We start from the raw sequence: 25,750 nt of genomic DNA on the forward strand, positions 1-25,750 counted from the left end.
ATAATTTGGTATAATAAACGGTATGAAAATCGTATCAGGAATCTATGGGGGACGTCCCCTCAAGACACTAGAAGGCAAGACGACAAGACCCACTTCGGATAAGGTTAGGGGAGCTATTTTTAACATGATTGGTCCCTACTTTGAAGGTGGACGAGTCTTGGACCTGTATGCAGGTAGTGGTGGTTTATCTATCGAGGCAGTATCGCGTGGCATGTCCAGCGCTGTTTTGGTGGAGCGAGACCGTAAGGCTCAGGCTATCGTGGCTGAAAATATTCAGATGACCAAGGAAGTTGGAAAATTTCAACTTCTCAAAATGGATGCGGAACGAGCCTTGGAACAGGTATCTGGGGGATTTGACCTCATTTTCTTAGATCCTCCTTATGCTAAGGAACAAATCGTAGCAGATATTGAAAAAATGGCTGAGAGAGAGCTTTTTTCTGAAGATGTCATGGTCGTGTGTGAGACGGATAAAGCCGTTGAACTTCCAGAAGAAATTGCCTGTCTTGGCATCTGGAAGGAAAAGATTTATGGAATTAGTAAGGTGACAGTTTATGTCAGATAAGATTGGCTTATTCACAGGCTCATTTGATCCGATGACAAATGGGCATCTGGATATGATTGAGCGGGCTAGCAAACTCTTTGATAAGCTCTATGTGGGTATTTTTTTTAATCCCCACAAACAAGGATTTCTCCCTATCGAAAATCGTAAACGGGGTTTAGAAAAGGCTTTGGGACATTTGGAAAATGTTGCAGTCGTGTCTTCTCATGATGAATTGGTGGTTGATGTTGCAAAAAGACTGGGGGCTACCTGTCTAGTGCGGGGGTTGAGAAATGCAACGGATTTGCAATATGAAGCCAGTTTTGATTACTACAACCATCAACTGTCTCCTGATTTAGAGACCATATATTTGCATAGCCGACCGGAACATCTCTATCTCAGTTCATCCGGTGTTAGAGAGCTTTTGAAGTTTGGTCAGGATGTTGCCTGCTATGTTCCTGAGAGTATTTTGGAGGAAATAAGAAATGAAAAAAAAGATTAGATGGCCCTTATACGTCATTGCGGCCTTGATAGCGACTTTCTTGGCATTTGTAGTGCCCTTGCCCTACTATATAGAAGTTCCAGGTGGTTCGGAAGATATTCGCCAAGTCCTTAAAGTAAATGACACAGAAGATAAGGAAGCTGGGGCCTATCAATTCGTTACGGTTGGTGTCCAGCACGCTACTTTAGCCCATATGATTTATGCTTGGTTGACGCCTTTTACAGATATTCGTAGTGCCCAAGAGACTACAGGTGGCTCTTCTGATGTTGAATTTATGCGGATCAATCAATTCTACATGCAAACATCGCAAAATATGGCCAAGTATCAAGGGCTAAAAACAGCTGGTAAGGATATTGAACTCAAATACCTTGGGGTTTATGTCTTGACTGTGACGGATAATTCAACCTTTAAAGGGATTCTTAACATCTCTGATACTGTCACAGCAGTCAATGATCAGACTTTTGATAGTTCCAAAGATTTGATTGATTACGTCAATTCTCAAAAACTAGGGGACTCCGTCAAGGTCACCTATGAAGAGGATGGGCAAACCAAGTCTGCAGAAGGAAAAATCATTACTCTAGAAAATGGTAAAAATGGAATTGGAATCGGCTTGATTGACCGTACAGAAGTAACTAGTGATGTTCCAATTCGTTTTTCAACAGCTGGTATCGGTGGTCCAAGTGCAGGTCTCATGTTTAGTTTAGCTATCTATACTCAAATTGCTGACCCAGGCCTTCGTAATGGCCGTATCGTTGCTGGTACAGGTACCATTGACCGCGATGGTAATGTGGGGGACATTGGAGGTATTGATAAGAAAGTTGTAGCTTCGGCTAGAGAAGGTGCCGCGATTTTCTTTGCCCCTGATAACCCTGTTAGCGAAGAAGAACAAAAAGCACATCCTGATGCTAAAAACAACTACCAAACAGCCCTAGAAGCAGCTAGAACAATCAAGACGGATATGAAAATCGTGCCTGTTAAAACCCTACAAGATGCAATTGATTACTTGAAAAACAATCCCTAGTTTTTGAGTGAAGTTTCCAAACTAGCGCACAAACAGAGAAGATGGTATAATAGTCAAATGGTTCAATTATTATTCACTCTAAGCAGTCACATGCTCTTTATTTATGTGAGTTTTTACCTTTTAAAGAATCTTGTTAGATGGGAAAAGGTTTTAAAAGTGACAACTGAGAATACAGGAAAAGTTCGTTTACTAGTAGCCTTTTTCAGCATTGTCATGGGCTATATCATGAGTTCTTTCTTTATCAGCCTATATCAGTTGTGGCAAGAAGTGCTTAGAGGATTATTATAATTTGCGTGTTTAAGAAATTACTTTCAAGATATTATTAAACTTATAGGGAGAAATAGAATTCATGGATATTATAATCTTATTATTGATAACGCTATTAATTTATTTGTTACCTCAAAATAAGGATTATCTAAATGCTAAATCTACATCAGGGCTTAGAGGATTTCTAGCTATAGGAATAATATTTCATCATTTGTCACAATGGGTTACATCTGGTGATGAATTTTCTAATTTTTCCTATATGGGAACTTATATCGTTTCTATTTTCTTCTTTTTATCAGCCTATGGATTGTATTTTCAGAACGAAAATAAGAAAAACTACCTAGATAATTTTTTAGTTAAGAGACTTTCTAAAATTCTAGTTCCATTTTTTTCTATATCTTTGATTTATATGTTTTACAGATTCGTAAACGGTCAATTAATGGATTTAGATTTTTTTGCTAATTTATTTAAAAAAGGAAGTACAATTATTTATAATGGTTGGTTTGTCGATATTATAATTTTAATGTATATATTTTTTTATATATCATTTAAGTTTTTCAAAAATAAGTTTATTTCTATTGTTATCAATACAGTATTCATAATTGGTTATATCTGTTTAGCTATAAAATTAGGTTACGGTTTTTGGTGGTATAATAGTGTTTTTCCCTTCATTATTGGCTTAATATGGGCTAAAAATAAAGAGAAAATTGATGGAGTTTTAGATAGACATTATTTTATCATACTTGTTTTAGTAACTGTGTTACTCTTTATTTCACATCAATACGATATTTTGTTGAGGTATGTTCATTTAGAAGATAGTTATAGTTACGCGTTAGCAGCTAATTTAGATAATATTATTTTTACAATCTACTTTATTATTGTTTTTATGAAAAAAATAAATTTTTCAAATATGTATTTGATTTTACTAGGTAGTATATCGTTTGAATTATATATGATACATGGATTAGTAATCTCTATTCTAGAAAAAATATTTGTGTCATCCAGAGTAAATGATGTGTTATTTACATTTTTTGTATTGATGATAAGTCTGATTTTGGCTTGGATTATTAACAAATTAGTTAATAGGTTTATTCAAAAAGTAAGTCTATTACAAAATCAAGAGTAAAGGAAATAAGTATGGAAAAAATTGTGATTCAAGGTGGCGATAATCGTCTGGTAGGAAGTGTTACGATCGAAGGAGCAAAGAATGCAGTTTTGCCCTTGTTGGCAGCGACTATTCTAGCAAGTGAAGGAAAGACCGTCTTGCAGAATGTTCCTATCTTGTCAGATGTTTTCACTATGAATCAGGTGGTTCGTGGTTTGAATGCCAAGGTGAATTTTGATGAGGAGGCTCATCTTGTCGAGGTAGATGCGACTGGTGATATCACTGAGGAAGCCCCTTACAAGTATGTCAGCAAGATGCGCGCATCCATCGTTGTCTTGGGACCAATTCTTGCTCGTGTAGGTCATGCCAAGGTATCCATGCCGGGAGGTTGTACGATTGGTAGTCGCCCTATTGATCTTCATTTGAAAGGTCTGGAAGCTATGGGGGCTAAGATTAGCCAGACAGCTGGTTACATCGAAGCCAAGGCTGACCGCTTGCATGGCGCACATATCTATATGGACTTTCCAAGTGTTGGTGCTACGCAGAACTTGATGATGGCAGCGACTCTAGCTGATGGGGTGACAGTGATTGAAAATGCTGCGCGTGAGCCTGAGATTGTTGACCTAGCCATTCTCCTCAATGAAATGGGAGCCAAGGTTAAGGGTGCTGGTACAGAGACCATTACCATTACCGGTGTTGAGAAACTTCATGGTACGACTCACAATGTAGTCCAAGACCGTATCGAAGCAGGAACCTTTATGATAGCTGCTGCCATGACTGGTGGTGATGTCTTGATTAAAGACGCTGTCTGGGAGCATAACCGTCCCTTGATTGCCAAGTTGCTTGAAATGGGAGTGGAAGTGACAGAGGAGACTGAAGGAATTCGAGTTCGCTCTCAACTAGAAAATTTAAAAGCTGTTCATGTGAAAACCTTGCCCCACCCAGGTTTTCCAACGGATATGCAGGCCCAATTTACAGCCTTGATGACCGTCGCAAAAGGGGAATCAACTATGGTGGAGACAGTTTTTGAAAATCGTTTCCAACACTTAGAAGAAATGCGTCGCATGGGCTTGCATTCTGAGATTATCCGTGATACAGCTCGTATTGTTGGTGGACAGCCTTTGCAGGGGGCAGAAGTTCTTTCAACTGACCTTCGTGCCAGTGCAGCCTTGATTTTGACAGGTTTGGTAGCACAAGGAGAAACTGTAGTTGGTAAATTGGTTCACTTGGATAGAGGTTACTACCGTTTCCATGAGAAGTTGGCGCAGCTAGGCGCTAAGATTCAGCGGATTGAGGCAAGTGATGAAGATGAATAAGAGATCAAGCTACGTAATCAAGCGTTTACTTTTAGTCATTTTGGTACTGTTTTTAGGTGCTCTAGCCTTAGGTATCGGCTTAATGGTAGGTTATGGAATCTTGGGCAAGGGTCAAGATCCATGGGCTATCCTGTCTCCAGCAAAATGGCAGGAATTGATTCATAAATTTACAGGAAATTAGGCTGGAGAACCAGTCTTTTTCTAGAGATAAGGAGAAAAATGGATAAAAAAACAAGACAGACACTGATCGGGCTGCTAGTGTTATTGCTTTTATCTGCGGGAAGTTATTATATCAAGCAGATGCAGTCGACAGCTAATAGTCCTAAAACAAAGGTTAGTCAGAAAAAACAAGCGTCTGAAGCTCCTAGTCAAGCATTGGCAGAGAGTGTCTTAACAGACGCAGTCAAGAGTCAAATAAAAGGGAGTCTGGAGTGGAATGGCTCAGGTGCTTTTATCGTCAATGGTAATAAAACAAATCTAGATGCCAAGGTTTCAAGTAAGCCCTACGCTGATAATAAAACAAAGACAGTGGGCAAGGAAACAGTGCCAACCGTAGCAAATGCCCTCTTGTCTAAGGCTACTCGTCAGTACAAGAATCGTGAAGAAACTGGAAACGGTTCGACTTCTTGGACTCCTCCAGGCTGGCATCAGGTCAAGAATCTAAAGGGATCTTATACCCATGCCGTCGATAGAGGTCACTTGTTAGGCTATGCCTTAATCGGTGGCTTGGATGGTTTTGATGCCTCAACAAGTAATCCTAAAAACATTGCTGTTCAGACAGCCTGGGCAAATCAGGCACAAGCCGAGGATTCGACTGGTCAAAACTACTATGAAAGCATGGTGCGTAAAGCCTTGGACCAAAACAAGCGCGTCCGTTACCGCGTAACCCTTTATTACGCTTCGAATGAGGATTTAGTTCCTTCAGCTTCACAGATTGAAGCCAAGTCTTCAGACGGAGAATTAGAATTTAATGTTCTAGTTCCCAATGTTCAAAAGGGACTTCAACTGGATTACCGAACTGGTGAAGTGACTGTTACTCAGTAAAAAAATAACATAAACTCCTATGTCACTTGTGGATGTAGGAGTTCTTTCTTACTAGTTTAAGCAGAGCTATAATAGACACTGTTACTCAATGAAAATCAAAATGCAAACTAGGAAGTTAGCCGCAGGTTGCTCAAAGCACAGCTTTGAGGTTGCAGATAAAGCTGACGTGGTTTGAAGAGATTTTCGAAGAGTATGAGAAAAAATAATATGTACTGGACTATATTTTGTGATATAATAGAGGGTAAGATACTATTTTAGGAGAAGAACTATGGAAGACCCAAGTAGTCAGAATTTGTTGCTACAATTTGTTTTATTGTTTATCTTGACGGTGTTAAATGCCTTTTTCTCAGCTACAGAAATGGCCATGGTTTCACTTAACCGTGCGCGGGTTGAACAAAAGGCAGAAGAAGGAGATAGACGCTATATTCGTCTGTTGAAGGTATTAGAAAACCCTAACCACTTTTTATCAACCATTCAAGTAGGGATTACCCTGATTACGATCTTATCTGGGGCAAGTTTGGCAGAAACTCTGGGACGAGAGATTGCTTCTTGGCTTGGAAATGGCGAAACAGCTTATGCCGTTGCAAGTTTTCTATCTTTAGCATTTTTGACTTATATTTCCATCGTTTTTGGGGAATTGTATCCTAAGAGAATTGCTCTTAATCTAAAAGATGCCTTGGCGATTCGTACAGCGCCAGTTATCATTGGACTGGGGAAACTAGTTAGTCCCTTTGTCTGGCTCTTATCTGCATCTACCAATCTCTTGAGTCGCTTGACTCCTATGACCTTTGATGATGCTGATGAAAAAATGACTCGTGATGAAATTGAGTACATGCTGACAAATAGTGAAGAAACACTAGATGCTGACGAAATTGAGATGTTGCAAGGGATTTTTTCACTGGACGAATTAATGGCCAGAGAAGTCATGGTTCCTCGAACGGATGCCTTCATGGTCGATATTCAGGATGATAGTCAAACCATCATCCAAAGTATTTTAAAACAAAATTATTCTCGTATCCCTGTCTATGATGGGGATAAGGATAACGTGATTGGGATCATTCACACCAAGAGTCTTCTTAAGGCGGCTTTTGAAGACGGTTTTGATAATATTGTATGGAAGAGAATTTTACAAGATCCACTTTTTGTTCCTGAAACTATTTTTGTGGATGACTTGCTAAAAGAATTGCGAAATACTCAAAGACAAATGGCAATCTTGCTAGATGAATACGGTGGGATGGCTGGTTTGGTGACACTGGAAGACCTCTTAGAGGAAATCGTTGGGGAAATCGATGACGAAACAGATAAGGCTGAAATCGAAGTTCATAAAATTGGAGAAGATACTTATATCGTTCAAGGTACCATGAATCTCAATGATTTTAATGATTACTTTGATGTTGAACTGGAAAGTGATAACGTTGATACCATCGCGGGTTATTATTTGACAGGAGTTGGGACCATTCCAACGACTGAGAAACTCAGCTATGAATTGGTCAGCCAAAACAAACAGCTTATCTTAACCAATGATAAAGTGAAAAATGGACGTGTTACCAAGGTAAAAGTCCAAATCACAGAAGTCGAAATAGAAGAAGAAACAGAATAAACTAGAGGCTTTTGTCACCAGGTGTGACGAAGCTTTTTCAGTTGATTTCATACTCTTCGAAAATCAAATTCAAACCGCGTCAACGTCGCCTTGCCGTACGCAAGTACAGCCTGCGGCTAGTTTCCTAGTTTGCTCTTTGATTTTCATTGAGTATCAAAAGATTGTCTCCTAAAAAGAAGTACGCTCCAAATTCGCTCCAAAAATTTTTGTAAGTTATATGTATTTATCCGAAGAAAATAAAAAAGCCCTTTAAATTGGGCTTTCTGTTTAAATGAAACCTGATAAATCAAGTTAAAGAAGGCGGTAGACGGATTTGAACCGACGATCAAGCTTTTGCAGAGCCGTGCCTTACCACTTGGCTATACCGCCTTAACGTTTATTATTATACCTTGAAAATGATTTTCAGTCAATAGCTTTTTCAGATTTTTTGTATCAATAAGCCTAAATATTCTGAAAATTCGTTTACTTTTCTTGAAATCTATGATATAATTGATGATAACCTATACTTTATTTATAAGAGGAGTAAATAAATGAAAAAAAGTCAAGTGCTTGCTGTAGCGGGAGCTACCTTATTAGCGTCAGGAGTTCTAGCTGCGTGTTCAAACACTAGTTCAAATAATGCTAAACTAGCAAAAGATTACCAATATGTTTATCAAACAGATCCAGAAACCTTGGATTATATCGTCAGCAATATCGATTCAACATCATTCGTCACAACAAATGCTGTAGATGGTTTGTTGGCTAATGATAAATATGGTAACCTGGTTCCTTCTATTGCTGAATCATGGACAGTTTCAAAAGATGGTTTGACTTATACCTATAAAATCCGTAAGGATGCTAAATGGGTGACAGCAGAGGGAGAAGAATACGCTCCTGTAACTGCTAAAGACTTCGTTACTGGTTTGAAACACGCCGTAGATGGAAAATCAAAAGGACTTTCAATCGTTAGCTCTTCTATTAAGGGATTAGAAGCCTATATCAAGGGTGAAACAAGCGATTTTTCAACCGTTGGAGTAAAAGCGCTTGATGATCAAACACTAGAATATACTTTGAACCAGCCAGAAACTTTCTGGAATGACAAGACCACTAGTGGTATTTTGATGCCGGTTAATGAAGAATTCTTAACTTCAAAAGGGGAAGGTTTTGGTGCCCCAACCGATGCTAACTCTATTCTTTATAACGGTCCATTTGTCTTAAAATCTGTAACTCCAAAATCATCTATCGAGATGGCTAAAAATGATGCTTACTGGGACAAAGAAAATGTAAAAATTGAGAACGTTAAGTTCACTTTCTGGGATGGTAAGGACCAAGATGTGATTGCTAAAGGTTTTGCCGATGGTCAATATAGCAAGGCCCGTATCTTCCCTACAAGTTCTACATATGAAAAATATGCAGCTGACTTTAAAGATAACATTTACTTTAATGAACCAGGTGCGGGTGTTGCAACTGTCAGCTTGAATTATGGCCGTACAACCTATAACCACACTGCCAAAACAAGTGATGCTCAAAAGACATCTACTCAGAAAGCATTGCTAAACAAGGAATTCCGTCAAGCCTTGAACTTTGCTGTCGATCGCAATTCTTACTCAGCTCAAACAAATGGTACTGATGGAGCTGCAGTAGCCATCCGTAATACGTTTGCACCTTATAATCTTCAAGTTGGTAAGAAAACATTTGGTGAATTGGTACAAGATAGCTTGGCTAAGACAAATTCTTCTACTTGGTCAAACGTGTCTCTAGCAGATTCTCAAAATGGACTTTACAATGAAGAAAAAGCGAAAGAAGTCTTTGCTAAAGCAAAATCAAGCCTACAAGTTGAAGGTGTTGAATTCCCAATCCACTTGGATGCCTTGGTTATCCAAGAATCAACAGCGGTTGTAAACCGTGTTCAATCATTGAAACAATCAATTGAAAAAGTATTGGGTTCAGATAATGTTGTTGTAGACTTACAACAAATGACTCAAGCAGAAGCTTTACCAATTTCATTTAGCGCTCCAACAGCTAAAGAGCAAGACTGGGATATCCATACCTTGCTAGGATGGAACCCTGACTATCAAGATCCTTCTACTTTCTTGGATCAATTCGTCCTTAAGGGAGGAAGCACTCGTCTTTACCTTGGTATTGACCAAAACACAGATGCATCAGTAGTAAGCAAACTTGGTTTAGCTGACTATGGAAAATTACTTGATGACGCAAACAGCGAAAACCAAGATGTTCAAAAACGTTATGAAAAATACGCGGTGGCACAAGCTTGGTTGACTGACAATGCTTTGACAATTCCAGTAATGGCTTCTCCAAAAGAAACAGCCGTTTCATATGTTTCAAAAGTTCTACCATTTAGCTCTTCATATTCAGTAGCCGGCCTTAAAGGTGAAAATTCAGGATACTTGAAGTACACTGAAGTTGGTGAAAAAGCAATCACCAAAGAAGAGTATGAAAAAGCTCGTGAAAAATGGTTGAAAGAAAAGACTGAGTCAAACGAGAAAGCTCAAAAAGAATTGGCAAGTCATGTGAAGTAAATAATTTTCAATAGAACTTTCTCTCCATGAGGAGAAGGTTCTTTTGGGATTTTTAAAGGAAATGATATGAAAAAATATATTTTTATGCGTGTTTTGCGGTCATTGGTTTCTATCTTCTTAGTAACAACCTTGACTTACACGATTATCTATACAATGGTTCCTCGAAAATTGATTTTCAAACAGGATACCAACTATAACAAGATTGCTACAACTGCTGATAAACGTGATAACTATGAGAATACCGTTTATGAGCGTATGGGCTATATCGAGTACTACGATACCAAAGAGTTGCAAGAAAAAGCTAGCCAGATGGATGCTTCTGTAACAGTTGAAGCCAATGATACCAACAAGGCTATCTATGAAAAATACATCAAACAAATCGGTCATGGTTGGACCCTGGGAGAATTTACTGAAAGTGGCCAATTCTACGCTACACGTGAAATTCCAATTTTTGAACGTGTGTTTAAATTCTATGCAAACTTGCTTGATATCGACCACACAAACAAGATTCAGGACCCAGAAAATCCAAATTTGGAGCGTTATTTGCGTTTTGAAAATGATCCCGCTATCGGCTGGTCTCTGGTAGGTTCAGGGACTAAACACAAGTACCTCTTGTACTTCAATAGTCAGTTCCCATTTGTTCACCAAAACTTTGTGAACTTGAATTTGGGTGATTCATATCCAACTTATGCTAATACTCCTGTGCTTCAAGTTATCACACAAGGACAAGGTCAAACTAAGACATCAGAAGTGCAATTCCCAACTGGTAAGAAAACATCTTCAGTTAATATCTACTCAAGAACCTACAAATCGCCTAGTCAGGCTGATTCTCGTGAAGTAGCTAACTATGGGAAAGATGACCCATATACTGCAACTGAAAGCAACTACCAATATCCTTCTATGATTGCTAGCTCTGCAGTCGTTGGATTGATTGGTTTGGTGATTTCTTATGCGATTGCCGTGCCACTTGGTTCAGCTATGGCTCGCTTCAAGAATACTTGGATTGATAGCTTCTCAACAGGGTTTTTGACCTTCTTGATGGCCCTTCCAACCATTGCCTTGGTTTACATTGTTCGTTTGATTGGATCATCAATTGGTCTTCCAGATTCATTCCCTATCTTGGGTGCTGGAGATTGGCGTTCGTATGTTTTACCAGCAGTTATCCTTGGTTTATTGGGTGCTCCTGGTACAGCTATTTGGATTCGTCGTTACATGATTGACTTGCAATCACAGGACTTTGTTCGTTTTGCTCGTGCAAAAGGTTTGTCTGAAAAAGAAATTTCAAACAAACACATCTTTAAAAATGCCATGGTTCCGCTGGTTTCAGGAATTCCTGGTGCTGTTATCGGGGTTATCGGTGGTGCAACCCTTACTGAAACAGTCTTCGCTTTCCCAGGTATGGGTAAAATGTTGATTGACTCTGTAAAAGCATCTAATAACTCTATGGTCGTAGGTCTTGTCTTCATCTTTACATGTATTTCTATCTTCTCACTTCTTTTGGGAGATATTTGGATGACTATTATTGACCCACGTATTAAATTGACTGAGAAAGGAGGCAAATAATGTCTACAATCGATAAAGAAAAATTTCAGTTCGTAAAACGTGACGATTTTGCCTCTGAAGCCATTGATGCGCCAGCCTATTCATACTGGGGCTCAGTGTTTAGACAATTTATGAAGAAGAAATCAACTGTAGTCATGTTGGGAATCTTGGTAGCTATCATTTTGATGAGTTTCATCTACCCAATGTTTTCTAAGTTTGATTTCAATGATGTCAGCAAAGTAAACGACTTTAGTGCTCGTTATATCAAGCCAAATGCTGAGCATTGGTTCGGTACAGACAGTAACGGTAAATCTCTCTTTGACGGTGTCTGGTTCGGAGCTCGTAACTCTATCCTCATTTCTGTGATTGCGACAGTGATTAACTTGGTTATCGGTGTTTTTGTCGGTGGTATTTGGGGAATTTCAAAATCAGTTGACCGTGTGATGATGGAAGTTTATAATGTCATCTCAAACATCCCATCTCTTTTGATTGTCATTGTCTTGACTTACTCAATCGGAGCTGGATTCTGGAATCTGATTTTTGCTATGAGTGTGACTACTTGGATTGGTATTGCTTACTCAATTCGTATTCAGATCATGCGTTATCGTGACTTGGAGTATAACCTTGCTTCACGTACACTTGGAACACCAACCTTTAAGATTGTTGTAAAAAACATTATGCCACAATTGGTATCTGTTATCGTTACGACGACATCTCAAATGCTTCCAGCCTTTATCTCATACGAAGCTTTCCTTTCATTCTTTGGACTTGGATTGCCGATTACAGTTCCAAGTTTAGGTCGTTTGATTTCAGATTACTCTCAGAACGTAACGACAAATGCATACCTCTTCTGGATTCCATTGACAACTCTTGTCTTGGTATCCTTATCCCTTTTCGTAGTTGGTCAAAACTTAGCGGATGCTAGTGATCCACGTACACATAGATAGGAGTAGAAATGACAAAAGAAAAAAATGTAATTTTGACTGCTCGCGATATTGTCGTGGAATTTGACGTTCGTGACAAAGTATTGACAGCCATTCGCGGCGTTTCCCTTGAACTAGTTGAAGGAGAAGTATTAGCCTTGGTAGGTGAGTCAGGATCAGGAAAATCTGTTTTGACAAAGACTTTCACAGGTATGCTTGAAGAAAATGGTCGCATTGCCCAAGGAAGCATTGACTACCGTGGTCAAGATTTGACAGCTTTATCTTCTCACAAGGATTGGGAACAAATTCGTGGCGCTAAGATTGCGACTATCTTCCAAGATCCAATGACTAGTTTGGACCCAATTAAAACAATTGGTAGTCAGATTACAGAAGTTATTGTAAAACACCAAGGAAAAACAGCTAAAGAAGCGAAAGAATTGGCCATTGACTACATGAATAAGGTTGGGATTCCAGATGCAGATAGACGTTTTGATGAATACCCATTCCAATATTCTGGAGGAATGCGTCAACGTATCGTTATTGCGATTGCTCTTGCCTGCCGACCTGATGTCTTGATTTGTGATGAGCCAACGACTGCCTTGGATGTGACCATCCAAGCTCAGATTATTGATTTGTTGAAATCTTTACAAAACGAGTACCATTTCACAACAATCTTTATCACCCACGACCTTGGTGTGGTGGCAAGTATTGCAGATAAGGTAGCGGTTATGTATGCAGGAGAAATCGTTGAGTATGGAACTGTTGAGGAAGTCTTCTATGACCCTCGCCATCCATATACATGGAGTCTCTTGTCTAGCTTGCCTCAGCTTGCTGATGATAAAGGGGATCTTTACTCAATCCCAGGAACACCTCCGTCACTTTATACTGACCTGAAAGGGGATGCCTTTGCCTTGCGTTCAGACTATGCAATGCAGATTGACTTCGAACAAAAAGCTCCTCAATTCTCAGTTTCAGAGACACATTGGGCTAAAACTTGGCTTCTTCATGAGGATGCTCCAAAAGTAGAAAAACCAGCTGTGATTGCAAATCTCCACGATAAGATTCGTGAAAAAATGGGATTTGCCCATCTGGCAGACTAGGAGGAAGGAAATGTCTGAAAAATTAGTAGAAATCAAAGATTTAGAAATTTCCTTCGGTGAAGGAAGTAAGAAGTTTGTTGCGGTTAAAAATGCCAACTTCTTTATCAACAAGGGAGAAACGTTCTCGCTTGTAGGGGAGTCAGGTAGTGGGAAAACAACTATTGGTCGTGCGATAATCGGTCTAAATGATACAAGTAATGGAGATATCATTTTTGATGGTCAAAAGATTAATGGTAAGAAATCGCGTGAACAGGCTGCGGAATTGATTCGTCGTATCCAGATGATTTTCCAAGACCCTGCTGCAAGTTTGAATGAACGTGCGACTGTTGATTATATTATTTCTGAAGGTCTTTACAATCACCGTTTATTTAAGGATGAGGAAGAACGTAAAGAGAAAGTTCAAAATATTATCCGTGAAGTAGGTCTTCTTGCTGAGCACTTGACTCGTTATCCTCATGAGTTTTCAGGTGGTCAACGTCAACGTATCGGTATTGCCCGTGCCTTAGTTATGCAACCAGACTTTGTTATTGCAGATGAGCCAATTTCAGCCTTGGACGTTTCTGTGCGTGCCCAAGTCTTGAACTTGCTCAAAAAATTCCAAAAAGAGCTCGGTTTGACCTATCTCTTTATCGCCCATGATTTGTCGGTCGTTCGCTTTATTTCAGATCGTATCGCAGTTATTTATAAGGGTGTTATTGTAGAGGTTGCTGAAACAGAAGAATTGTTTAACAATCCAATTCACCCATATACTCAAGCCTTGCTTTCAGCGGTACCAATTCCAGATCCAATCTTGGAACGTAAGAAGGTCTTGAAGGTTTACGATCCAAGTCAACACGATTATGAGACTGATAAGCCATCTATGGTAGAAATCCGTCCAGGTCACTATGTTTGGGCTAACCAAGCCGAATTGGCGCGTTACCAACAAGGACTAAACTAAGAATGGTTTTATAATTTCCATGCCAGTTTTTATGGAAATTATAAAACTTTTTTTGTTGGACTGATTTGGAAGGCTTTGAAAGTATCCTGAAAGAATTTTCGAAAAATTTTAAAAAATTCTGAAATATTCTTGACAGCTAATAAAAAAGGTGGTAAGATAGGAAACATCAAAAAAGAAAGCAGAAAAAGAAATGAATAAAAGACAAGCTGTAACTATGAATCAAAACTTTTACTTTAGCTACTTTAGATAGTGTTTGTAGACATGTCACCATGGATGCAAACAGTTCAAGCAATTTGTTTGTATCTATGTGGCTAAGATTTTTGATTGTGGTCCATATAGATGAATATCTAAATGGACTAGCAAAGTTATAACTTGTTAGATTATTTCAAGCATCCGTTTAGATAGTATCTAGGCGGTTTTTTGTTTTATCTTTTCTGAGAAGGAGTTTCATTATGAAAGTTGTTCGAAAATTACTAGCCCCTATCTTGGTAGTGGGAATCCTCTTGACTTCTCTGATTAGTTTGCATCAGTTGAAGGCAGATAAGAAAAAAGATGTGTTTCGTATCGGTATTTCGCAATTTATTACCCACCAGTCCTTAGATGCTACTAGAGAAGGATTTGTGGATGAGCTGGCTAAACAAGGCTATGTTGAGGGGAAAAATATTGAGATTGATTTGCAAAATGCACAGGGAGAACAAAGAAACCTAAAAACGATTTCCCAGCAACTAGCAGAATCTAGTGATGTTGTTCTAGCCATCGCAACGCCTTCTGCTCAGAGCTTGGCCAATACGACGCAAACGACTCCTGTTATCTTTTCAGCGGTAACAGATCCTGTCAGTGCCAAGTTGGTTGACTCAAGAGAACATCCTGGCGGCAATGTAACTGGGACAAGCGACCAGTCGTCAGATGCCATTTCAACTCAAATTAACTTAATAAAGAAAGTCCTACCAAAGGCTAAAACAATTGGAATTCTCTATACTCAGAGTGAGCCAAATTCGGTTGTCCAAAAGGATGAAGCTAAACGACTTTTGGAAGAAAAAGGATTTACTGTTGTTGAAAAAACAATCTTGGACAGTAATAACGTCAAGGCTGCAACAGAAAGTTTGATGACAGAGGTGGATATGGTTTTTGTACCAACGGACAATATCATTTCGTCAACCATGGAAACAGTCAAGCAGGTTTCTATTAAGCACAAGGTTCCAGTATTTGGTGGTTCAACAGAAATGATTGCTGTTGGTGGCTTGTATAACTACGGAACTAATTATGAAGAATTGGGACGTCAGACAGCAAGAATGCTGGTTCGTGTCTTAAAAGGTGAGAAGCCAGAAAATATAGCAGTTGAGTTGCCAGAAAAACTGGAATTGCATACCAATCAAGAAATGGCAGATGCATTGGGAATTGATATCAGTAAGTTAGAAGGCAAGGAATAAGGAGGTTTAAGATGAATTTTGTATTATCTAGTTTATCAGAAGGTTTGTTGTGGTCGATTATGGCTATTGGGGTCTACTTGACTTTCCGTATTTTGGATATTGCGGATATGACTGCTGAGGGAGCCTTTCCTCTGGGGGCAGCAGTCGTTGTATCACAGATACAGGCAGGGACAAATCCTTGGATTGCGACCTTACTTGCTTTGCTGGCAGGTATGGTAGCAGGTCTAGTATCAGGAATGCTCCACACCAAGATGAAAATTCCAGCCCTCTTGACAGGTATTGTGACCTTGACAGGTCTTTATTCAATCAATATTAAAATCATGGGCAGTGTACCCAATCTTTCCTTGGGAGATTCTGCAACCGTCTTTAAACAAATAGCGCGCTTGGGGTTGACAAATGAAGAAGCTGTATTCTCATTCAGCTTAGCCTGTCTTTTACTTGTCTGTCTAGTCTTGACTCTGTTGATGAAAACGGAGATTGGTTTGGTCTTGCGTTCGACTGGGGATAATATTCCGATGAGTGAGGCAAATGGGGTCAATGTAGATACGATGAAGATTGTTGGTTATATGATATCAAACGGTTTGATTGCCCTATGTGGTTCCTTGTTCGCCCAAAATGATGGATTTTCAGATGTGACTTCTGGGACAGGAACTATTGTTGTTGGTTTGAGTGCCGTGATTATTGCGGAAGTTTTGATTCACGACTTGACCATTGGAGGTCGCCTGTTATCTATCGGAATTGGTGCTATTGTTTACCGTTTGATTATTTTAAATATCTATGAAATTCCAAATCTAGATCAAAACCTGGTTCGTCTCTTTAATGCAATCTTGTTAGCCTTAGTTTTATTTGCGCCAGAATTGCAAAAGAGATTAAAGATTCGTGGTCTAAAATTGAGAAATGAATAGGAGGAGAAAGTTATGGCAAGTTTGTTAACACTTGAAAATATTCACAAAACATTTGAAGCAGGGACGGTCAATGAGAACCATGTCCTCAAAGGATTAGATTTAGAGGTTGAAGAGGGAGATTTTATCTCTGTAATCGGTGGAAATGGAGCAGGGAAATCCACTTTGATGAATATCTTGGCTGGCAATCTATCGGTGGACGAAGGGGACCTTTTATTGGCAGGAAAATCCATTAAAAATCTGAGTGTCAGAAAGAGAGCCAAGGATATTGCCCGTGTTTTTCAAGATCCTAAGATGGGGACAGCTTCTCGTTTGACGATTGAGGAGAATATGGCTATTGCCTTGAGACGCGGGCAGAAGAGAGGGCTTGGCTGGGGCGTGAAGGAGAAGGATAGGATCCAGTTCCAAGAGGCCTTGAAAGAGTTGAATATTGGTCTTGAAAACCGCTTAAAAGTAGATACTCAATATCTCTCAGGAGGACAAAGACAGGCCTTGACCCTAGTCATGGCAGCTCTGGTGAAACCCAAACTTTTGCTTTTGGATGAACATACTGCGGCACTTGATCCAAAAACCAGTCAAATGGTGATGGATTTGACGCAAAAGATTGTGGAACACCATCAGTTGACGACTTTGATGATTACCCATGATATGAACCATGCGATTGAGTATGGTAATCGTCTCATTATGCTCTATCAAGGCAAGATAGTGGTGGATGTTAAGGGAGAGGAGAAAAAGCATCTGACAGTTGAAGATCTCATGCGTCTCTTCCAGAAAAATAGTGGCCAGAGTCTAGTCAGTGATGAATTGGTTTTAGGATAAAGAAAAACACCACACTTTGTAAGATACAAGGTGTGGTTGTATTTTATCTCTTAGACCAAGTTCTCTTCATAAAGAGAAGGAGGATTGGGTAAATCTCCAAGCGCCCTGCAATCATCGCAAAGGAGAGGAGAATTTTTGAGATAGGACTAAAGATTGAGAAGCTAGAAGTGGTTCCTAGAATAGGTCCGATATTATTGAAACAGCTAAAGACAGCGCTGGTCACAACTAGAAAATCATTGCTATCTAGGCTGACAATAAAGATAAGCGCTAGCAAAATCATAGAATAGATGACAAAGTACTTGAGAATCTTATGTTGGGTATCTTTGTCAATCACCGTTTTATTAACATGGAGGGTCAAAACACGGTGGGGCGATAGGATTGACAAAATTTGATTTTTGGCAATTTTTGAAAGGATAAGGCCTCGAATAACCTTGAGTCCACCTGCGGTTGAACCAGCAGAACCACCGATTCCCATGAGGAAGAGAAGGATAAACTGGGAGAAGAGGGGCCAGTTGGTAATATCTCCGTAACCAAAACCAGTCGTCGTAATGATATTGGAAACTTGGAAGAAGGCCATTTCAAAACTCTTTGAAAACCCTGGATAGAGATAGAGGGTATTGAGGCTGATCAAGCCTGTAGAAACCAGCACGATGACCAAGTAAGCACGGAGTTCTTCATCTCCAAAGAAGGCCTTGACGCGACGGAGCATAAGGTAGTAGTAGAGATTGAAATTTACCCCAAAAACCAAAACTCCGATACTAACCAGATAGGTAATCAGTGAGCTACCATAGTGGGCAATCCCGTCGTTATAGACGGTAAAGCCTCCTGTACCTGCTGTCCCCATAGCAATGACAAAACTATCAAAAAGGGGCATGCCAGCCAGATAATAGATGATGACAAAGAGGGAGAAGAGAGCTAGATAAAGGAGATAGAGAATCTGGGCAGTGTTTTTTAGTTTGGATACTACTTTACCAAAAACAGGACCAGGAACCTCAGCCTTCATTACTTCTAGGTGGCTATTCTTGGCATTATCCATAATAGCAAGCGCAAAAACAAGCACCCCCATCCCTCCAATCAAGTGGGTAAAACTTCGCCAGAAGAGGAGGGAACGACTGAGAACTGAAACGTCGTTCAGAATAGTTGCTCCAGTAGTTGTAAAGCCCGAACTGATTTCAAAAAAGGCATCGATAACGCTGGGAATTTGCCCAGCAAAAACAAAGGGGAGACCGCCAAAGAAAGACCAAAGGATCCAACAGAGGGCAACAATCAAGACTCCCTCCTTGGCGTAAATTCGTTGATTTTTTGGCTTTTGTAAAATTCCTGAACCGCCTAGTAATACGAGAATCCCTATTGTTGAAAAGAGGGCTGTAAAGACTTGGATCGATTCACGGTAATAGACAGCTACAGCTACAGGAACCAAGAGGAGAACAGCTTCAATCAAAAGTAACTTTGAAAGGAGGTAACGAATCATACTTTTATTCATTTCTCACCTCGCGATCAAGTCATAAATCTTGGTGATGTTTGGCAACAAAGTTGTTACTAGGAGCTTGTCTCCAACTTCCAACATATCCTCTCCAGTAGGGAAAATAGTCTTGCCCTTTCGAATGATAGCTGCTATCAGAACCCCTTTTTTCAGTTTGAGTTGAGAAAGAGGTTTGGCAGTCATCTTATTAGCTTCCTTGATATGGAATTGCAGGGTTTCGATTTGGCCATTTGCTAGATGGTGCATGGCCTGAAGGTCTGAATACTGGGCATTAACCCGACCACGAATAAAGTGCATGATTGTATCTACAGCAATGCTTTTAGGTGTGATGATACTTGAAAAATCAGGCGCATTGATAATCTCGAGGAGACTGGTACGATTGACCTTGGTGATATTTTTTTGTACACCTACCCTGTCAAGGAACATAGAGGTAATCAGATTTTCCTCATCGACCCCTGTTAGAGTCGCAACGGCATCATAGTTTTGAGCACTTTCTTCCAGCAGGATATCTTTTGCGGTACCATCTCCTTGAACGATGTAGAGGTTTGGGAATTTCTCGCTAAAGAAGCTAGCGATTTCAGGATTGATTTCAATAACCTTGGTATCGATACGACTGTCTTTGAGGATACCTAGTAGATAATAGGCAATTCTACCAGCTCCAACAATAAGAAGACTCTTTACGGCACGAGACTTGAAATAATTATGGAAGAGCATCATGTCAACACGGTTACCAGTGACAAAGATTCTATCTTTATCCTGTACAGTCATGTCACCGCTTGGAATGATAATTTGATGATCTCTTTCTATAGCACAGACAATGACATTGCCAAATTTTTTCCGAAAATCAGAAATGGGCATTTGGCAAAGACCACTGGAGGATTTAACAGTGAATTCCATGAGGCTAACGCGTCCACCAAAGAAACGTTCGACAGAGAGGGCGTTGGGAAAGTCAATGATATTTGCGATAGCGCGGGCAGCCAAGAGCTCAGGATTAACGATAAGAGAAAAACCGAGAATATTCTTTTCCTTGAAATAAGAGTTAGAATATTCAGGGTTCCGCACCCGAACGATGGTCTCTTTAGCTCCCATTTTTTTGGCTAGAACGGCTGCAATCATGTTGACTTCATCGTATTCAGTCAGGGCGATAAAGATATCACAATCCTGGACACTGGCTTGCTCAAGGATGGTAAAATCGGCCCCGTTACCAAGGATACCCATGATATCAAAGCGATTAACAATATGATTGAGGACGGCTTCGTCTTGCTCAATCAGCAAAACATCATGCTTTTCTGCAACCAAGGAGCGACAGAGGGCAAAACCAACTTTTCCCCCTCCGACAAGGATAATTTTCATAATAAAACCTACTTTTTCATGATGTAACTATCATACCTTTTTTCAAGAAAAAATGCACCTACTAGCTAATAACAAGAGCTTTTAGTAGGAAATTTGCTATAAGGTAAAACTATACCCTAACCAATTAAAAAAGCTATTAGCGACTTTCTCTGAAATATGGTATGATAAAGGACATACGGGGAGACAAAATGAATAATAATTTACTGGTATTACAATCAGACTTTGGTTTGGTAGATGGTGCGGTATCGGCTATGATTGGAGTGGCTTTAGAAGAGTCTCCAACCTTAAAAATCCATCACTTGACGCACGATATCACGCCTTATAATATTTTTGAGGGGAGCTATCGTCTCTTTCAGACGGTGGATTACTGGCCTGAAGGAACGACTTTTGTATCGGTTGTCGATCCAGGTGTCGGCTCGAAACGTAAGAGTGTGGTTGCCAAAACTGCAAAAAATCAATACATTGTCACGCCAGATAATGGGACGCTTTCTTTTATCAAGAAACACGTTGGCATTGTAGCTATTCGTGAAATTTCTGAAGTAGCCAATAGACGTCAAAACACAGAGCATTCTTATACCTTCCACGGTCGTGATGTCTATGCCTATACTGGTGCTAAACTAGCCAGCGGTCACATTAGTTTTGAGGAAGTGGGACCAGAGCTCAGTGTGGATCAGATTGTGGAACTTCCAGTCGTAGAGACCATCATAGAAGATCATCTAGTGAAGGGAGCTATTGATATTCTGGATGTGCGTTTTGGTTCGCTTTGGACCTCGATCACGCGAGAAGAATTTTACAAACTGGAACCAGCATTCGGTGACCGTTTTGAGGTGACTATCTATCACGCTGATATGCTGGTCTATCAAAATCAGGTTGTTTATGGCAAATCATTTGCAGATGTGAGAATTGGTCAACCCATCCTTTACATCAACTCTCTCTATCGTTTAGGTCTGGCTATCAACCAAGGTTCTTTTGCCAAGGCTTATAATGTGGGCGTCGGTTCATCTTGGACCATTGAAATAAAGAAAATAGAATCATAAAATAGGAGAATATAGATGAAAAATCAATCAATTAAACAAGTTGTTGCTATCGGTGTTGGAGCTGCGCTCTTTGTTGTCATCGGGATGATAAGCATTCCGACACCTGTTCCAAATACAAACATTCAGCTTCAGTATGCATTGCAGAGCCTCTTGTCTATCATTTTTGGGCCAGTAGTTGGTCTATTTGTAGGATTAATTGGACATGCAGTGAAAGATGCTGTTTCAGGAGGTCTTTGGTGGACTTGGATTATCGCTAGCGGTCTCTTTGGTCTAGCTGTAGGACTCTTTAGAAAATACATTCGAGTAACACAGGGTGTTTTTGAGTTGAAGGATATTGTTTTCTTTAACCTCATTCAGATTGTTGCAAATGCTCTTGTTTGGGGTGTTTTGGCACCACTTGGAGATGTTGCGATTTATCATGAAGCGGCAGAAAAAGTATTTGCCCAAGGAATTGTTGCAGGTATTGGTAATGCTGTAACTGTAGCTATCGCAGGTACCCTTCTCTTGCTAGCTTATTCACGTACGCAGACTCGTTCAGGAAGTTTGAAAAAGGATTAACATAAAGGAAAAGGCTGGGAAACCAGTCTTTTTCGATGTTTATTGATTAGTTAGGCAAGCAAGCTATGATAGGACTCTTTTTGACGCTAAGATTTTACGAGAAGAGACTGCAAGAAGGGCTTGATTTATGATAAAATAGAAGTCTAAGAAGCGAATGAAGAGAGTAAGATGAAAGAAGCTATAATTGAGTGGAAGGATTTCTCTTTCCAGTATGAAACGCAACAAGAACCGACCTTGCAAGGAGTGAACTTGACTATTTATAAGGGAGAGAAAGTCTTAATTGTTGGCCCATCTGGGTCAGGCAAGTCTACCTTGGGTCAGTGTTTGAATGGAATTATTCCCAATATTTACAAGGGTCAGATGTCTGGAGAATTTTTGATCAAGGGGCAAGCAGCCTTTGATATGAGTATCTATGATAAGTCTCATCTGGTCAGCACGGTTTTGCAGGATACAGATGGGCAGTTTATCGGCTTGTCCGTGGCAGAGGACTTGGCTTTTGCTCTGGAAAATGACGTGACAGCTCTAGATGACATGAAAAGTCGTGTTCATAAATGGGCTGAAAAGCTGGACCTTCTTTCTTTACTGAATCAGCGTCCTCAGGATTTGTCTGGTGGACAAAAGCAGCGAGTCAGTCTGGCTGGTGTTTTGATTGATGAGAGTCCGATTCTTTTGTTTGATGAGCCACTCGCCAATCTAGATCCCAAGTCAGGTCAGGATATTATCGAATTGATTGATCAGATTCATAAGGAGGAGGGGACGACGACTCTTATTATCGAGCACCGTTTAGAGGATGTTCTGCATCGCCCTGTGGATCGGATTGTCTTGATAAACGATGGTCGTATCCTCTTTAATGGGAGTCCTGACCAGTTACTAGCGACTGATTTATTGACACAAAATGGAATTCGGGAACCCCTTTATCTAACGACTCTCCGTCAATTGGGTGTGGATTTAGTCAAGGAAGAACAATTAGCAGATCTGGATAACTTGTCTATCTCAAAAGGTCAGGTTCAGTTGCAGAATGAACTGGCAAAAGAACCCCCAGAATTGCAGTCACTCTTTAGACTAGAGGACGTGTCGTTTTCTTATGATGATAGACCGATTTTAAATTCACTACATTTGGATATTAAAAAGGGTGAAAAGATTGCTATTGTCGGGAAAAATGGGGCTGGGAAATCAACCCTTGCCAAAGCCTTAAGTAGCTTTATTCAGACGGAAGGCCACTATCTTTGGGAAGGACAGGATATCAAAGGAGATTCTGTTGCAGAGCGGGCGGAACGAGTAGGCTATGTGCTGCAAAATCCTAATCAAATGATTTCAACCAATATGATTTTTGATGAGGTGGCTCTGGGACTACGTTTGCGAGGTGTGGAAGAGCAGGAAATTGAAACGAGAGTCTATGAAACTTTGAAAATCTGTGGTCTCTATGAATTCCGTAATTGGCCCATTTCTGCCCTGTCATTTGGTCAGAAAAAACGTGTTACTATTGCATCGATTTTGGTCTTAGGGGCTGAAATTATCCTCTTAGATGAACCGACTGCAGGTCAAGACCAGAAGAACTATACTGAGATTATGGAATTTCTCGAAGAACTGCATCAAAAAGGGCATACCATTGTCATGATTACTCATGATATGCAATTGATGCTGGATTATTCAGACCGAGCCCTTGTCATGGTAGATGGAGAATTGATTGCCGATACCGACCCAGCTAGTCTTTTGAGCAGTCCTGAGCTGTTAGTAAAAGCCAATCTAAAAGAAACCTCTATCTTCAACTTGGCCAAGAAACTAGACGTGGATCCACTTGCTTTAACGGCATTTTACAAAGAAAGGAGAGAAGGATGCAAGCTAAATTAATCGGTTACCAGCATAGAGATACTGTGATTCATCGCTTGTCAGGTGCTGGGAAACTCCTCTTTTTCATTCTCGTGTCATTGGCTGCAATGATTAGCTATGATACCAGACTGCTTGTTCTGATTGCTGTCTTTTCGGTCTTTCTCCTCTATTTGTCAGAAATCCGCTTTAAAGATGTTTCCTTTGTAGCAGTTTTTGCGACTGTCTTTGCTATTTTAAATGTCTTGATGGTCTATCTCTTTTCTCCCGAATATGGGGTTGGACTTTACGGAGAGAGAAGCGTGATTTGGCAGGGAATTGGTGTCTACACTCTGACCAGCCAAGAGCTCTTTTACCTGCTAAATTTAGCCATTAAGTACCTTTGCACCATTCCTCTGGCTATTATCTTTTTGATGACAACACATCCTAGTCAGTTTGCTTCCAGTTTAAATCAAATTGGTGTGCCTTATAAGATTGCCTATTCTGTCAGTCTGACCTTGCGCTATATTCCAGATTTACAGGAAGAATTCTTTACCATCAAGATGTCTCAGGAAGCGCGTGGGATGGAATTATCCAAGAAAGCTTCTCTCATGCAACGAATCAAAGGCAATTTGCGCATTATTACTCCTCTGATTTTCAGCTCGTTAGAACGCATTGATACCATCGCGACAGCCATGGAGCTTCGCCGCTTTGGAAAAGAGAAAAAGCGGACTTGGTATAGTTATCAGGCCTTGAAAAAAGGAGACTATCTTACCTTGCTCTTGGCAGCCTTGTTTTTAGTAGCTAGTTTACTACTTATCTTGCAGAATCACGGACGATTTTACAACCCTTGGAAATAGCTTGAAAAAATTGAAAAAATCAAGTCGTTTCTATTGACAATGATTCTGAAAGTGTTATACTAAGAAAGTAGTTTCGCTGATTTACTTCAAACCTGTTGTGAGGTAAGTTAACGATGCCTTAACCACGCTGTTTGCTGAGCTTGACTCCGGGCAGTGTGGCTATTTTTTTGCAATGGTAAAAGGAAGCAAGTCATGACAAATCACATTGTATTATTTGAACCTCAAATTCCACAAAATACAGGCAATATCGCGCGTACTTGCGCTGCGACCAATTCTCCCCTCCACATCATCAAGCCAATGGGCTTTCCTATCGATGACCGCAAGATGAAGCGAGCTGGATTGGATTATTGGGATAAGCTAGAGATTTATTTTTACGAGAGTTTGGAGGATTTCATGTCTCAGATGAAGGGCAAACTCTATCTGATTTCGAAATTCGCGGAAAAAGTCTATTCTGATGTGGATTTATCGACTGACGAGGACCATTATTTTCTCTTTGGACGTGAAGACAAGGGCTTGCCTGAGGACTTTATGCGAGAACATCCTGAAAAGGCTCTCCGTATTCCCATGAATGATGAACATGTCCGCAGTCTCAATGTGTCTAATACCGTCTGCATGATTGTCTACGAAGCCCTCCGCCAGCAGAACTTTGCAGGTCTTGAGCTCGTTCATACCTATGAAGTGGATAAATTGAAATAAAAAATGAAAATGAAAATGAACAAAATGCTTGCGCTTGCAAGCGTTTTTTGTTATGATAAAAGAGTCTTCAGGGCAGGGTGTGATTCCCGACCGGCGGTGACTTTAACTAGGAAATGATCTTTTCCTTTTATACTTTGTTGACAAGCTTTGCCTAACCAGAAGTTATGCCTACAGCTTGTCGCCTAGTCTAAAAGAAAAATCTCTATTTCCTTCTCTTTAAAGAAGTCCGCGAGCGCAAGCTGATGTGGTGAGATTCCACAACCGACAGTATAGTCTGGATGGGAGAAGACGAAAGAATAGCTTTGTCTGTTCTGATAGATTTATAGCTAAACTGTAACCGCTTGCTTGAATTTCCTTAATAGAGTGAGAGGGAACTTTTGGGATATAAAAAG

24 protein-coding genes, 1 tRNA gene and 1 riboswitch are annotated in these 25,750 nt (G+C 40.1%); of the genes, 22 read left to right on the forward strand and 3 right to left on the reverse strand.

What is annotated here, in order from left to right; all coding sequences use genetic code 11:
* Window positions 1-22: 22 nt before the first annotated feature.
* From rsmD to N8O80_RS04790, 9 genes are all read left to right on the forward strand, one after another.
* Window positions 23-562, forward strand: a complete 540-nt coding sequence (gene rsmD, locus N8O80_RS04750; RefSeq protein WP_224218754.1) for a 16S rRNA (guanine(966)-N(2))-methyltransferase RsmD — start codon at window positions 23-25, stop codon at window positions 560-562.
* Entirely contained in the window at window positions 552-1,040 is a 489-nt protein-coding gene (gene coaD / locus N8O80_RS04755; RefSeq protein ID WP_261027064.1) for a pantetheine-phosphate adenylyltransferase, read from the forward strand. The genes rsmD and coaD overlap by 11 nt, the downstream gene beginning before the upstream one ends.
* Entirely contained in the window at window positions 1,024-2,061 is a 1,038-nt protein-coding gene (locus N8O80_RS04760; protein ID WP_261027065.1) for a SepM family pheromone-processing serine protease, read from the forward strand. Before coaD ends, N8O80_RS04760 begins: the two co-directional genes overlap by 17 nt.
* A gap of 57 nt (window positions 2,062-2,118) precedes the next feature.
* Window positions 2,119-2,349 (forward strand): DUF1146 family protein, encoded by a 231-nt coding sequence (locus N8O80_RS04765; RefSeq protein WP_080710048.1) that lies wholly within the window; start codon window positions 2,119-2,121, stop codon window positions 2,347-2,349.
* 61 nt (window positions 2,350-2,410) lie between these two features.
* Window positions 2,411-3,454, forward strand: a complete 1,044-nt coding sequence (locus tag N8O80_RS04770; protein WP_261027066.1) for an acyltransferase family protein — start codon at window positions 2,411-2,413, stop codon at window positions 3,452-3,454.
* 11 nt (window positions 3,455-3,465) lie between these two features.
* Window positions 3,466-4,749: a UDP-N-acetylglucosamine 1-carboxyvinyltransferase gene (murA, locus tag N8O80_RS04775; RefSeq protein ID WP_261027068.1), complete on the forward strand. Its 1,284-nt coding sequence runs from the start codon at window positions 3,466-3,468 to the stop codon at window positions 4,747-4,749.
* Window positions 4,742-4,930 (forward strand): DNA-directed RNA polymerase subunit beta, encoded by a 189-nt coding sequence (locus N8O80_RS04780; RefSeq protein WP_070480259.1) that lies wholly within the window; start codon window positions 4,742-4,744, stop codon window positions 4,928-4,930. Before murA ends, N8O80_RS04780 begins: the two co-directional genes overlap by 8 nt.
* A gap of 38 nt (window positions 4,931-4,968) precedes the next feature.
* Window positions 4,969-5,793 carry a DNA-entry nuclease EndA gene (endA, locus tag N8O80_RS04785; protein WP_070480184.1) on the forward strand — a complete coding sequence of 275 codons (825 nt, stop codon included), beginning with the start codon at window positions 4,969-4,971 and terminating at the stop codon, window positions 5,791-5,793.
* A 268-nt stretch (window positions 5,794-6,061) separates the two neighbouring features.
* A complete protein-coding gene (locus N8O80_RS04790; protein WP_261027069.1) occupies window positions 6,062-7,393 on the forward strand; it encodes a hemolysin family protein in 1,332 nt (443 codons plus the stop codon).
* A gap of 298 nt (window positions 7,394-7,691) precedes the next feature.
* Here N8O80_RS04790 and N8O80_RS04795 read toward each other — a convergent pair.
* Window positions 7,692-7,762, reverse strand: a tRNA-Cys gene (locus tag N8O80_RS04795).
* A gap of 161 nt (window positions 7,763-7,923) precedes the next feature.
* On the opposite strand from N8O80_RS04795, the gene N8O80_RS04800 reads away from it, so the two are divergent.
* From N8O80_RS04800 to N8O80_RS04835, 8 genes are all read left to right on the forward strand, one after another.
* Window positions 7,924-9,912 carry a peptide ABC transporter substrate-binding protein gene (locus tag N8O80_RS04800; RefSeq protein WP_023947089.1) on the forward strand — a complete coding sequence of 663 codons (1,989 nt, stop codon included), beginning with the start codon at window positions 7,924-7,926 and terminating at the stop codon, window positions 9,910-9,912.
* A gap of 66 nt (window positions 9,913-9,978) precedes the next feature.
* Window positions 9,979-11,475 (forward strand): ABC transporter permease, encoded by a 1,497-nt coding sequence (locus tag N8O80_RS04805; protein WP_020902008.1) that lies wholly within the window; start codon window positions 9,979-9,981, stop codon window positions 11,473-11,475.
* On the forward strand, window positions 11,475-12,401 hold the full coding sequence (gene oppC / locus N8O80_RS04810) for an oligopeptide ABC transporter permease OppC (protein ID WP_004255894.1): 927 nt from the start codon (window positions 11,475-11,477) through the stop codon (window positions 12,399-12,401). The genes N8O80_RS04805 and oppC overlap by 1 nt, the downstream gene beginning before the upstream one ends.
* Before the next feature lie 8 nt (window positions 12,402-12,409).
* Window positions 12,410-13,477, forward strand: coding sequence for an ABC transporter ATP-binding protein (locus tag N8O80_RS04815; protein WP_000159550.1), 1,068 nt, complete (start codon window positions 12,410-12,412; stop codon window positions 13,475-13,477).
* A gap of 10 nt (window positions 13,478-13,487) precedes the next feature.
* The gene (locus N8O80_RS04820) at window positions 13,488-14,414 is read left to right on the forward strand and encodes an ATP-binding cassette domain-containing protein (protein WP_070842265.1); all 927 of its coding nucleotides are present in this window, start codon (window positions 13,488-13,490) and stop codon (window positions 14,412-14,414) included.
* A 452-nt stretch (window positions 14,415-14,866) separates the two neighbouring features.
* Entirely contained in the window at window positions 14,867-15,844 is a 978-nt protein-coding gene (locus tag N8O80_RS04825; RefSeq protein WP_261027070.1) for an ABC transporter substrate-binding protein, read from the forward strand.
* An 11-nt stretch (window positions 15,845-15,855) separates the two neighbouring features.
* The gene (locus N8O80_RS04830; protein WP_261027071.1) at window positions 15,856-16,749 is read left to right on the forward strand and encodes an ABC transporter permease; all 894 of its coding nucleotides are present in this window, start codon (window positions 15,856-15,858) and stop codon (window positions 16,747-16,749) included.
* Window positions 16,750-16,761: 12 nt separating this feature from the next.
* Complete coding sequence (locus N8O80_RS04835; RefSeq protein WP_049552590.1) at window positions 16,762-17,565, forward strand: ABC transporter ATP-binding protein; 804 nt, start codon at window positions 16,762-16,764, stop codon at window positions 17,563-17,565.
* A 43-nt stretch (window positions 17,566-17,608) separates the two neighbouring features.
* Here the strand turns inward: N8O80_RS04835 and N8O80_RS04840 are convergent, their stop codons facing one another.
* Both N8O80_RS04840 and trkA read right to left on the reverse strand, forming a co-directional pair.
* Window positions 17,609-19,048: a TrkH family potassium uptake protein gene (locus N8O80_RS04840; RefSeq protein ID WP_261027072.1), complete on the reverse strand. Its 1,440-nt coding sequence runs from the start codon at window positions 19,046-19,048 to the stop codon at window positions 17,609-17,611.
* A gap of 3 nt (window positions 19,049-19,051) precedes the next feature.
* On the reverse strand, window positions 19,052-20,401 hold the full coding sequence (gene trkA / locus N8O80_RS04845) for a Trk system potassium transporter TrkA (RefSeq protein WP_070482190.1): 1,350 nt from the start codon (window positions 20,399-20,401) through the stop codon (window positions 19,052-19,054).
* Between the two features lie 188 nt (window positions 20,402-20,589).
* Here trkA and N8O80_RS04850 point away from each other — a divergent pair, with 188 nt between their 5' ends.
* From N8O80_RS04850 to N8O80_RS04870, 5 genes are all read left to right on the forward strand, one after another.
* On the forward strand, window positions 20,590-21,438 hold the full coding sequence (locus N8O80_RS04850; protein ID WP_001063590.1) for an SAM hydrolase/SAM-dependent halogenase family protein: 849 nt from the start codon (window positions 20,590-20,592) through the stop codon (window positions 21,436-21,438).
* A 15-nt stretch (window positions 21,439-21,453) separates the two neighbouring features.
* Window positions 21,454-21,996: an ECF-type riboflavin transporter substrate-binding protein gene (locus N8O80_RS04855; protein WP_049510805.1), complete on the forward strand. Its 543-nt coding sequence runs from the start codon at window positions 21,454-21,456 to the stop codon at window positions 21,994-21,996.
* Between the two features lie 168 nt (window positions 21,997-22,164).
* The gene (locus N8O80_RS04860) at window positions 22,165-23,847 is read left to right on the forward strand and encodes an ABC transporter ATP-binding protein (protein ID WP_023946692.1); all 1,683 of its coding nucleotides are present in this window, start codon (window positions 22,165-22,167) and stop codon (window positions 23,845-23,847) included.
* A complete protein-coding gene (locus tag N8O80_RS04865; protein WP_261027073.1) occupies window positions 23,832-24,662 on the forward strand; it encodes an energy-coupling factor transporter transmembrane component T family protein in 831 nt (276 codons plus the stop codon). The genes N8O80_RS04860 and N8O80_RS04865 overlap by 16 nt, the downstream gene beginning before the upstream one ends.
* A gap of 192 nt (window positions 24,663-24,854) precedes the next feature.
* A complete protein-coding gene (locus N8O80_RS04870; RefSeq protein ID WP_000181382.1) occupies window positions 24,855-25,358 on the forward strand; it encodes a tRNA (cytidine(34)-2'-O)-methyltransferase in 504 nt (167 codons plus the stop codon).
* 59 nt (window positions 25,359-25,417) lie between these two features.
* Window positions 25,418-25,652, forward strand: a riboswitch (FMN riboswitch).
* Window positions 25,653-25,750 lie beyond the last annotated feature (98 nt).

Source organism: Streptococcus mitis (genome assembly GCF_946190155.1).
Lineage (GTDB): Bacteria > Bacillota > Bacilli > Lactobacillales > Streptococcaceae > Streptococcus > Streptococcus mitis_CL.

What these genes read in the sequence shown, in the direction of transcription:
- coaD (WP_261027064.1), top strand. Translation starts at nt 552, where the DNA reads ATGTCAGATAAGATTGGCTTATTCACAGGCTCATTTGATCCGATGACA.
- rsmD (WP_224218754.1), top strand. Translation starts at nt 23, where the DNA reads ATGAAAATCGTATCAGGAATCTATGGGGGACGTCCCCTCAAGACACTA.
- N8O80_RS04800 (WP_023947089.1), top strand. Translation starts at nt 7,924, where the DNA reads ATGAAAAAAAGTCAAGTGCTTGCTGTAGCGGGAGCTACCTTATTAGCG.
- N8O80_RS04860 (WP_023946692.1), top strand. Translation starts at nt 22,165, where the DNA reads ATGAAAGAAGCTATAATTGAGTGGAAGGATTTCTCTTTCCAGTATGAA.
- N8O80_RS04830 (WP_261027071.1), top strand. Translation starts at nt 15,856, where the DNA reads ATGAATTTTGTATTATCTAGTTTATCAGAAGGTTTGTTGTGGTCGATT.
- N8O80_RS04840 (WP_261027072.1), bottom strand. Translation starts at nt 19,048, where the DNA reads ATGAATAAAAGTATGATTCGTTACCTCCTTTCAAAGTTACTTTTGATT.
- murA (WP_261027068.1), top strand. Translation starts at nt 3,466, where the DNA reads ATGGAAAAAATTGTGATTCAAGGTGGCGATAATCGTCTGGTAGGAAGT.
- N8O80_RS04820 (WP_070842265.1), top strand. Translation starts at nt 13,488, where the DNA reads ATGTCTGAAAAATTAGTAGAAATCAAAGATTTAGAAATTTCCTTCGGT.
- N8O80_RS04805 (WP_020902008.1), top strand. Translation starts at nt 9,979, where the DNA reads ATGAAAAAATATATTTTTATGCGTGTTTTGCGGTCATTGGTTTCTATC.
- oppC (WP_004255894.1), top strand. Translation starts at nt 11,475, where the DNA reads ATGTCTACAATCGATAAAGAAAAATTTCAGTTCGTAAAACGTGACGAT.
- N8O80_RS04865 (WP_261027073.1), top strand. Translation starts at nt 23,832, where the DNA reads ATGCAAGCTAAATTAATCGGTTACCAGCATAGAGATACTGTGATTCAT.
- N8O80_RS04770 (WP_261027066.1), top strand. Translation starts at nt 2,411, where the DNA reads ATGGATATTATAATCTTATTATTGATAACGCTATTAATTTATTTGTTA.
- N8O80_RS04780 (WP_070480259.1), top strand. Translation starts at nt 4,742, where the DNA reads ATGAATAAGAGATCAAGCTACGTAATCAAGCGTTTACTTTTAGTCATT.
- N8O80_RS04825 (WP_261027070.1), top strand. Translation starts at nt 14,867, where the DNA reads ATGAAAGTTGTTCGAAAATTACTAGCCCCTATCTTGGTAGTGGGAATC.
- trkA (WP_070482190.1), bottom strand. Translation starts at nt 20,401, where the DNA reads ATGAAAATTATCCTTGTCGGAGGGGGAAAAGTTGGTTTTGCCCTCTGT.
- N8O80_RS04765 (WP_080710048.1), top strand. Translation starts at nt 2,119, where the DNA reads ATGGTTCAATTATTATTCACTCTAAGCAGTCACATGCTCTTTATTTAT.
- N8O80_RS04815 (WP_000159550.1), top strand. Translation starts at nt 12,410, where the DNA reads ATGACAAAAGAAAAAAATGTAATTTTGACTGCTCGCGATATTGTCGTG.
- N8O80_RS04760 (WP_261027065.1), top strand. Translation starts at nt 1,024, where the DNA reads ATGAAAAAAAAGATTAGATGGCCCTTATACGTCATTGCGGCCTTGATA.
- N8O80_RS04835 (WP_049552590.1), top strand. Translation starts at nt 16,762, where the DNA reads ATGGCAAGTTTGTTAACACTTGAAAATATTCACAAAACATTTGAAGCA.
- endA (WP_070480184.1), top strand. Translation starts at nt 4,969, where the DNA reads ATGGATAAAAAAACAAGACAGACACTGATCGGGCTGCTAGTGTTATTG.
- N8O80_RS04855 (WP_049510805.1), top strand. Translation starts at nt 21,454, where the DNA reads ATGAAAAATCAATCAATTAAACAAGTTGTTGCTATCGGTGTTGGAGCT.
- N8O80_RS04870 (WP_000181382.1), top strand. Translation starts at nt 24,855, where the DNA reads ATGACAAATCACATTGTATTATTTGAACCTCAAATTCCACAAAATACA.
- N8O80_RS04850 (WP_001063590.1), top strand. Translation starts at nt 20,590, where the DNA reads ATGAATAATAATTTACTGGTATTACAATCAGACTTTGGTTTGGTAGAT.
- N8O80_RS04790 (WP_261027069.1), top strand. Translation starts at nt 6,062, where the DNA reads ATGGAAGACCCAAGTAGTCAGAATTTGTTGCTACAATTTGTTTTATTG.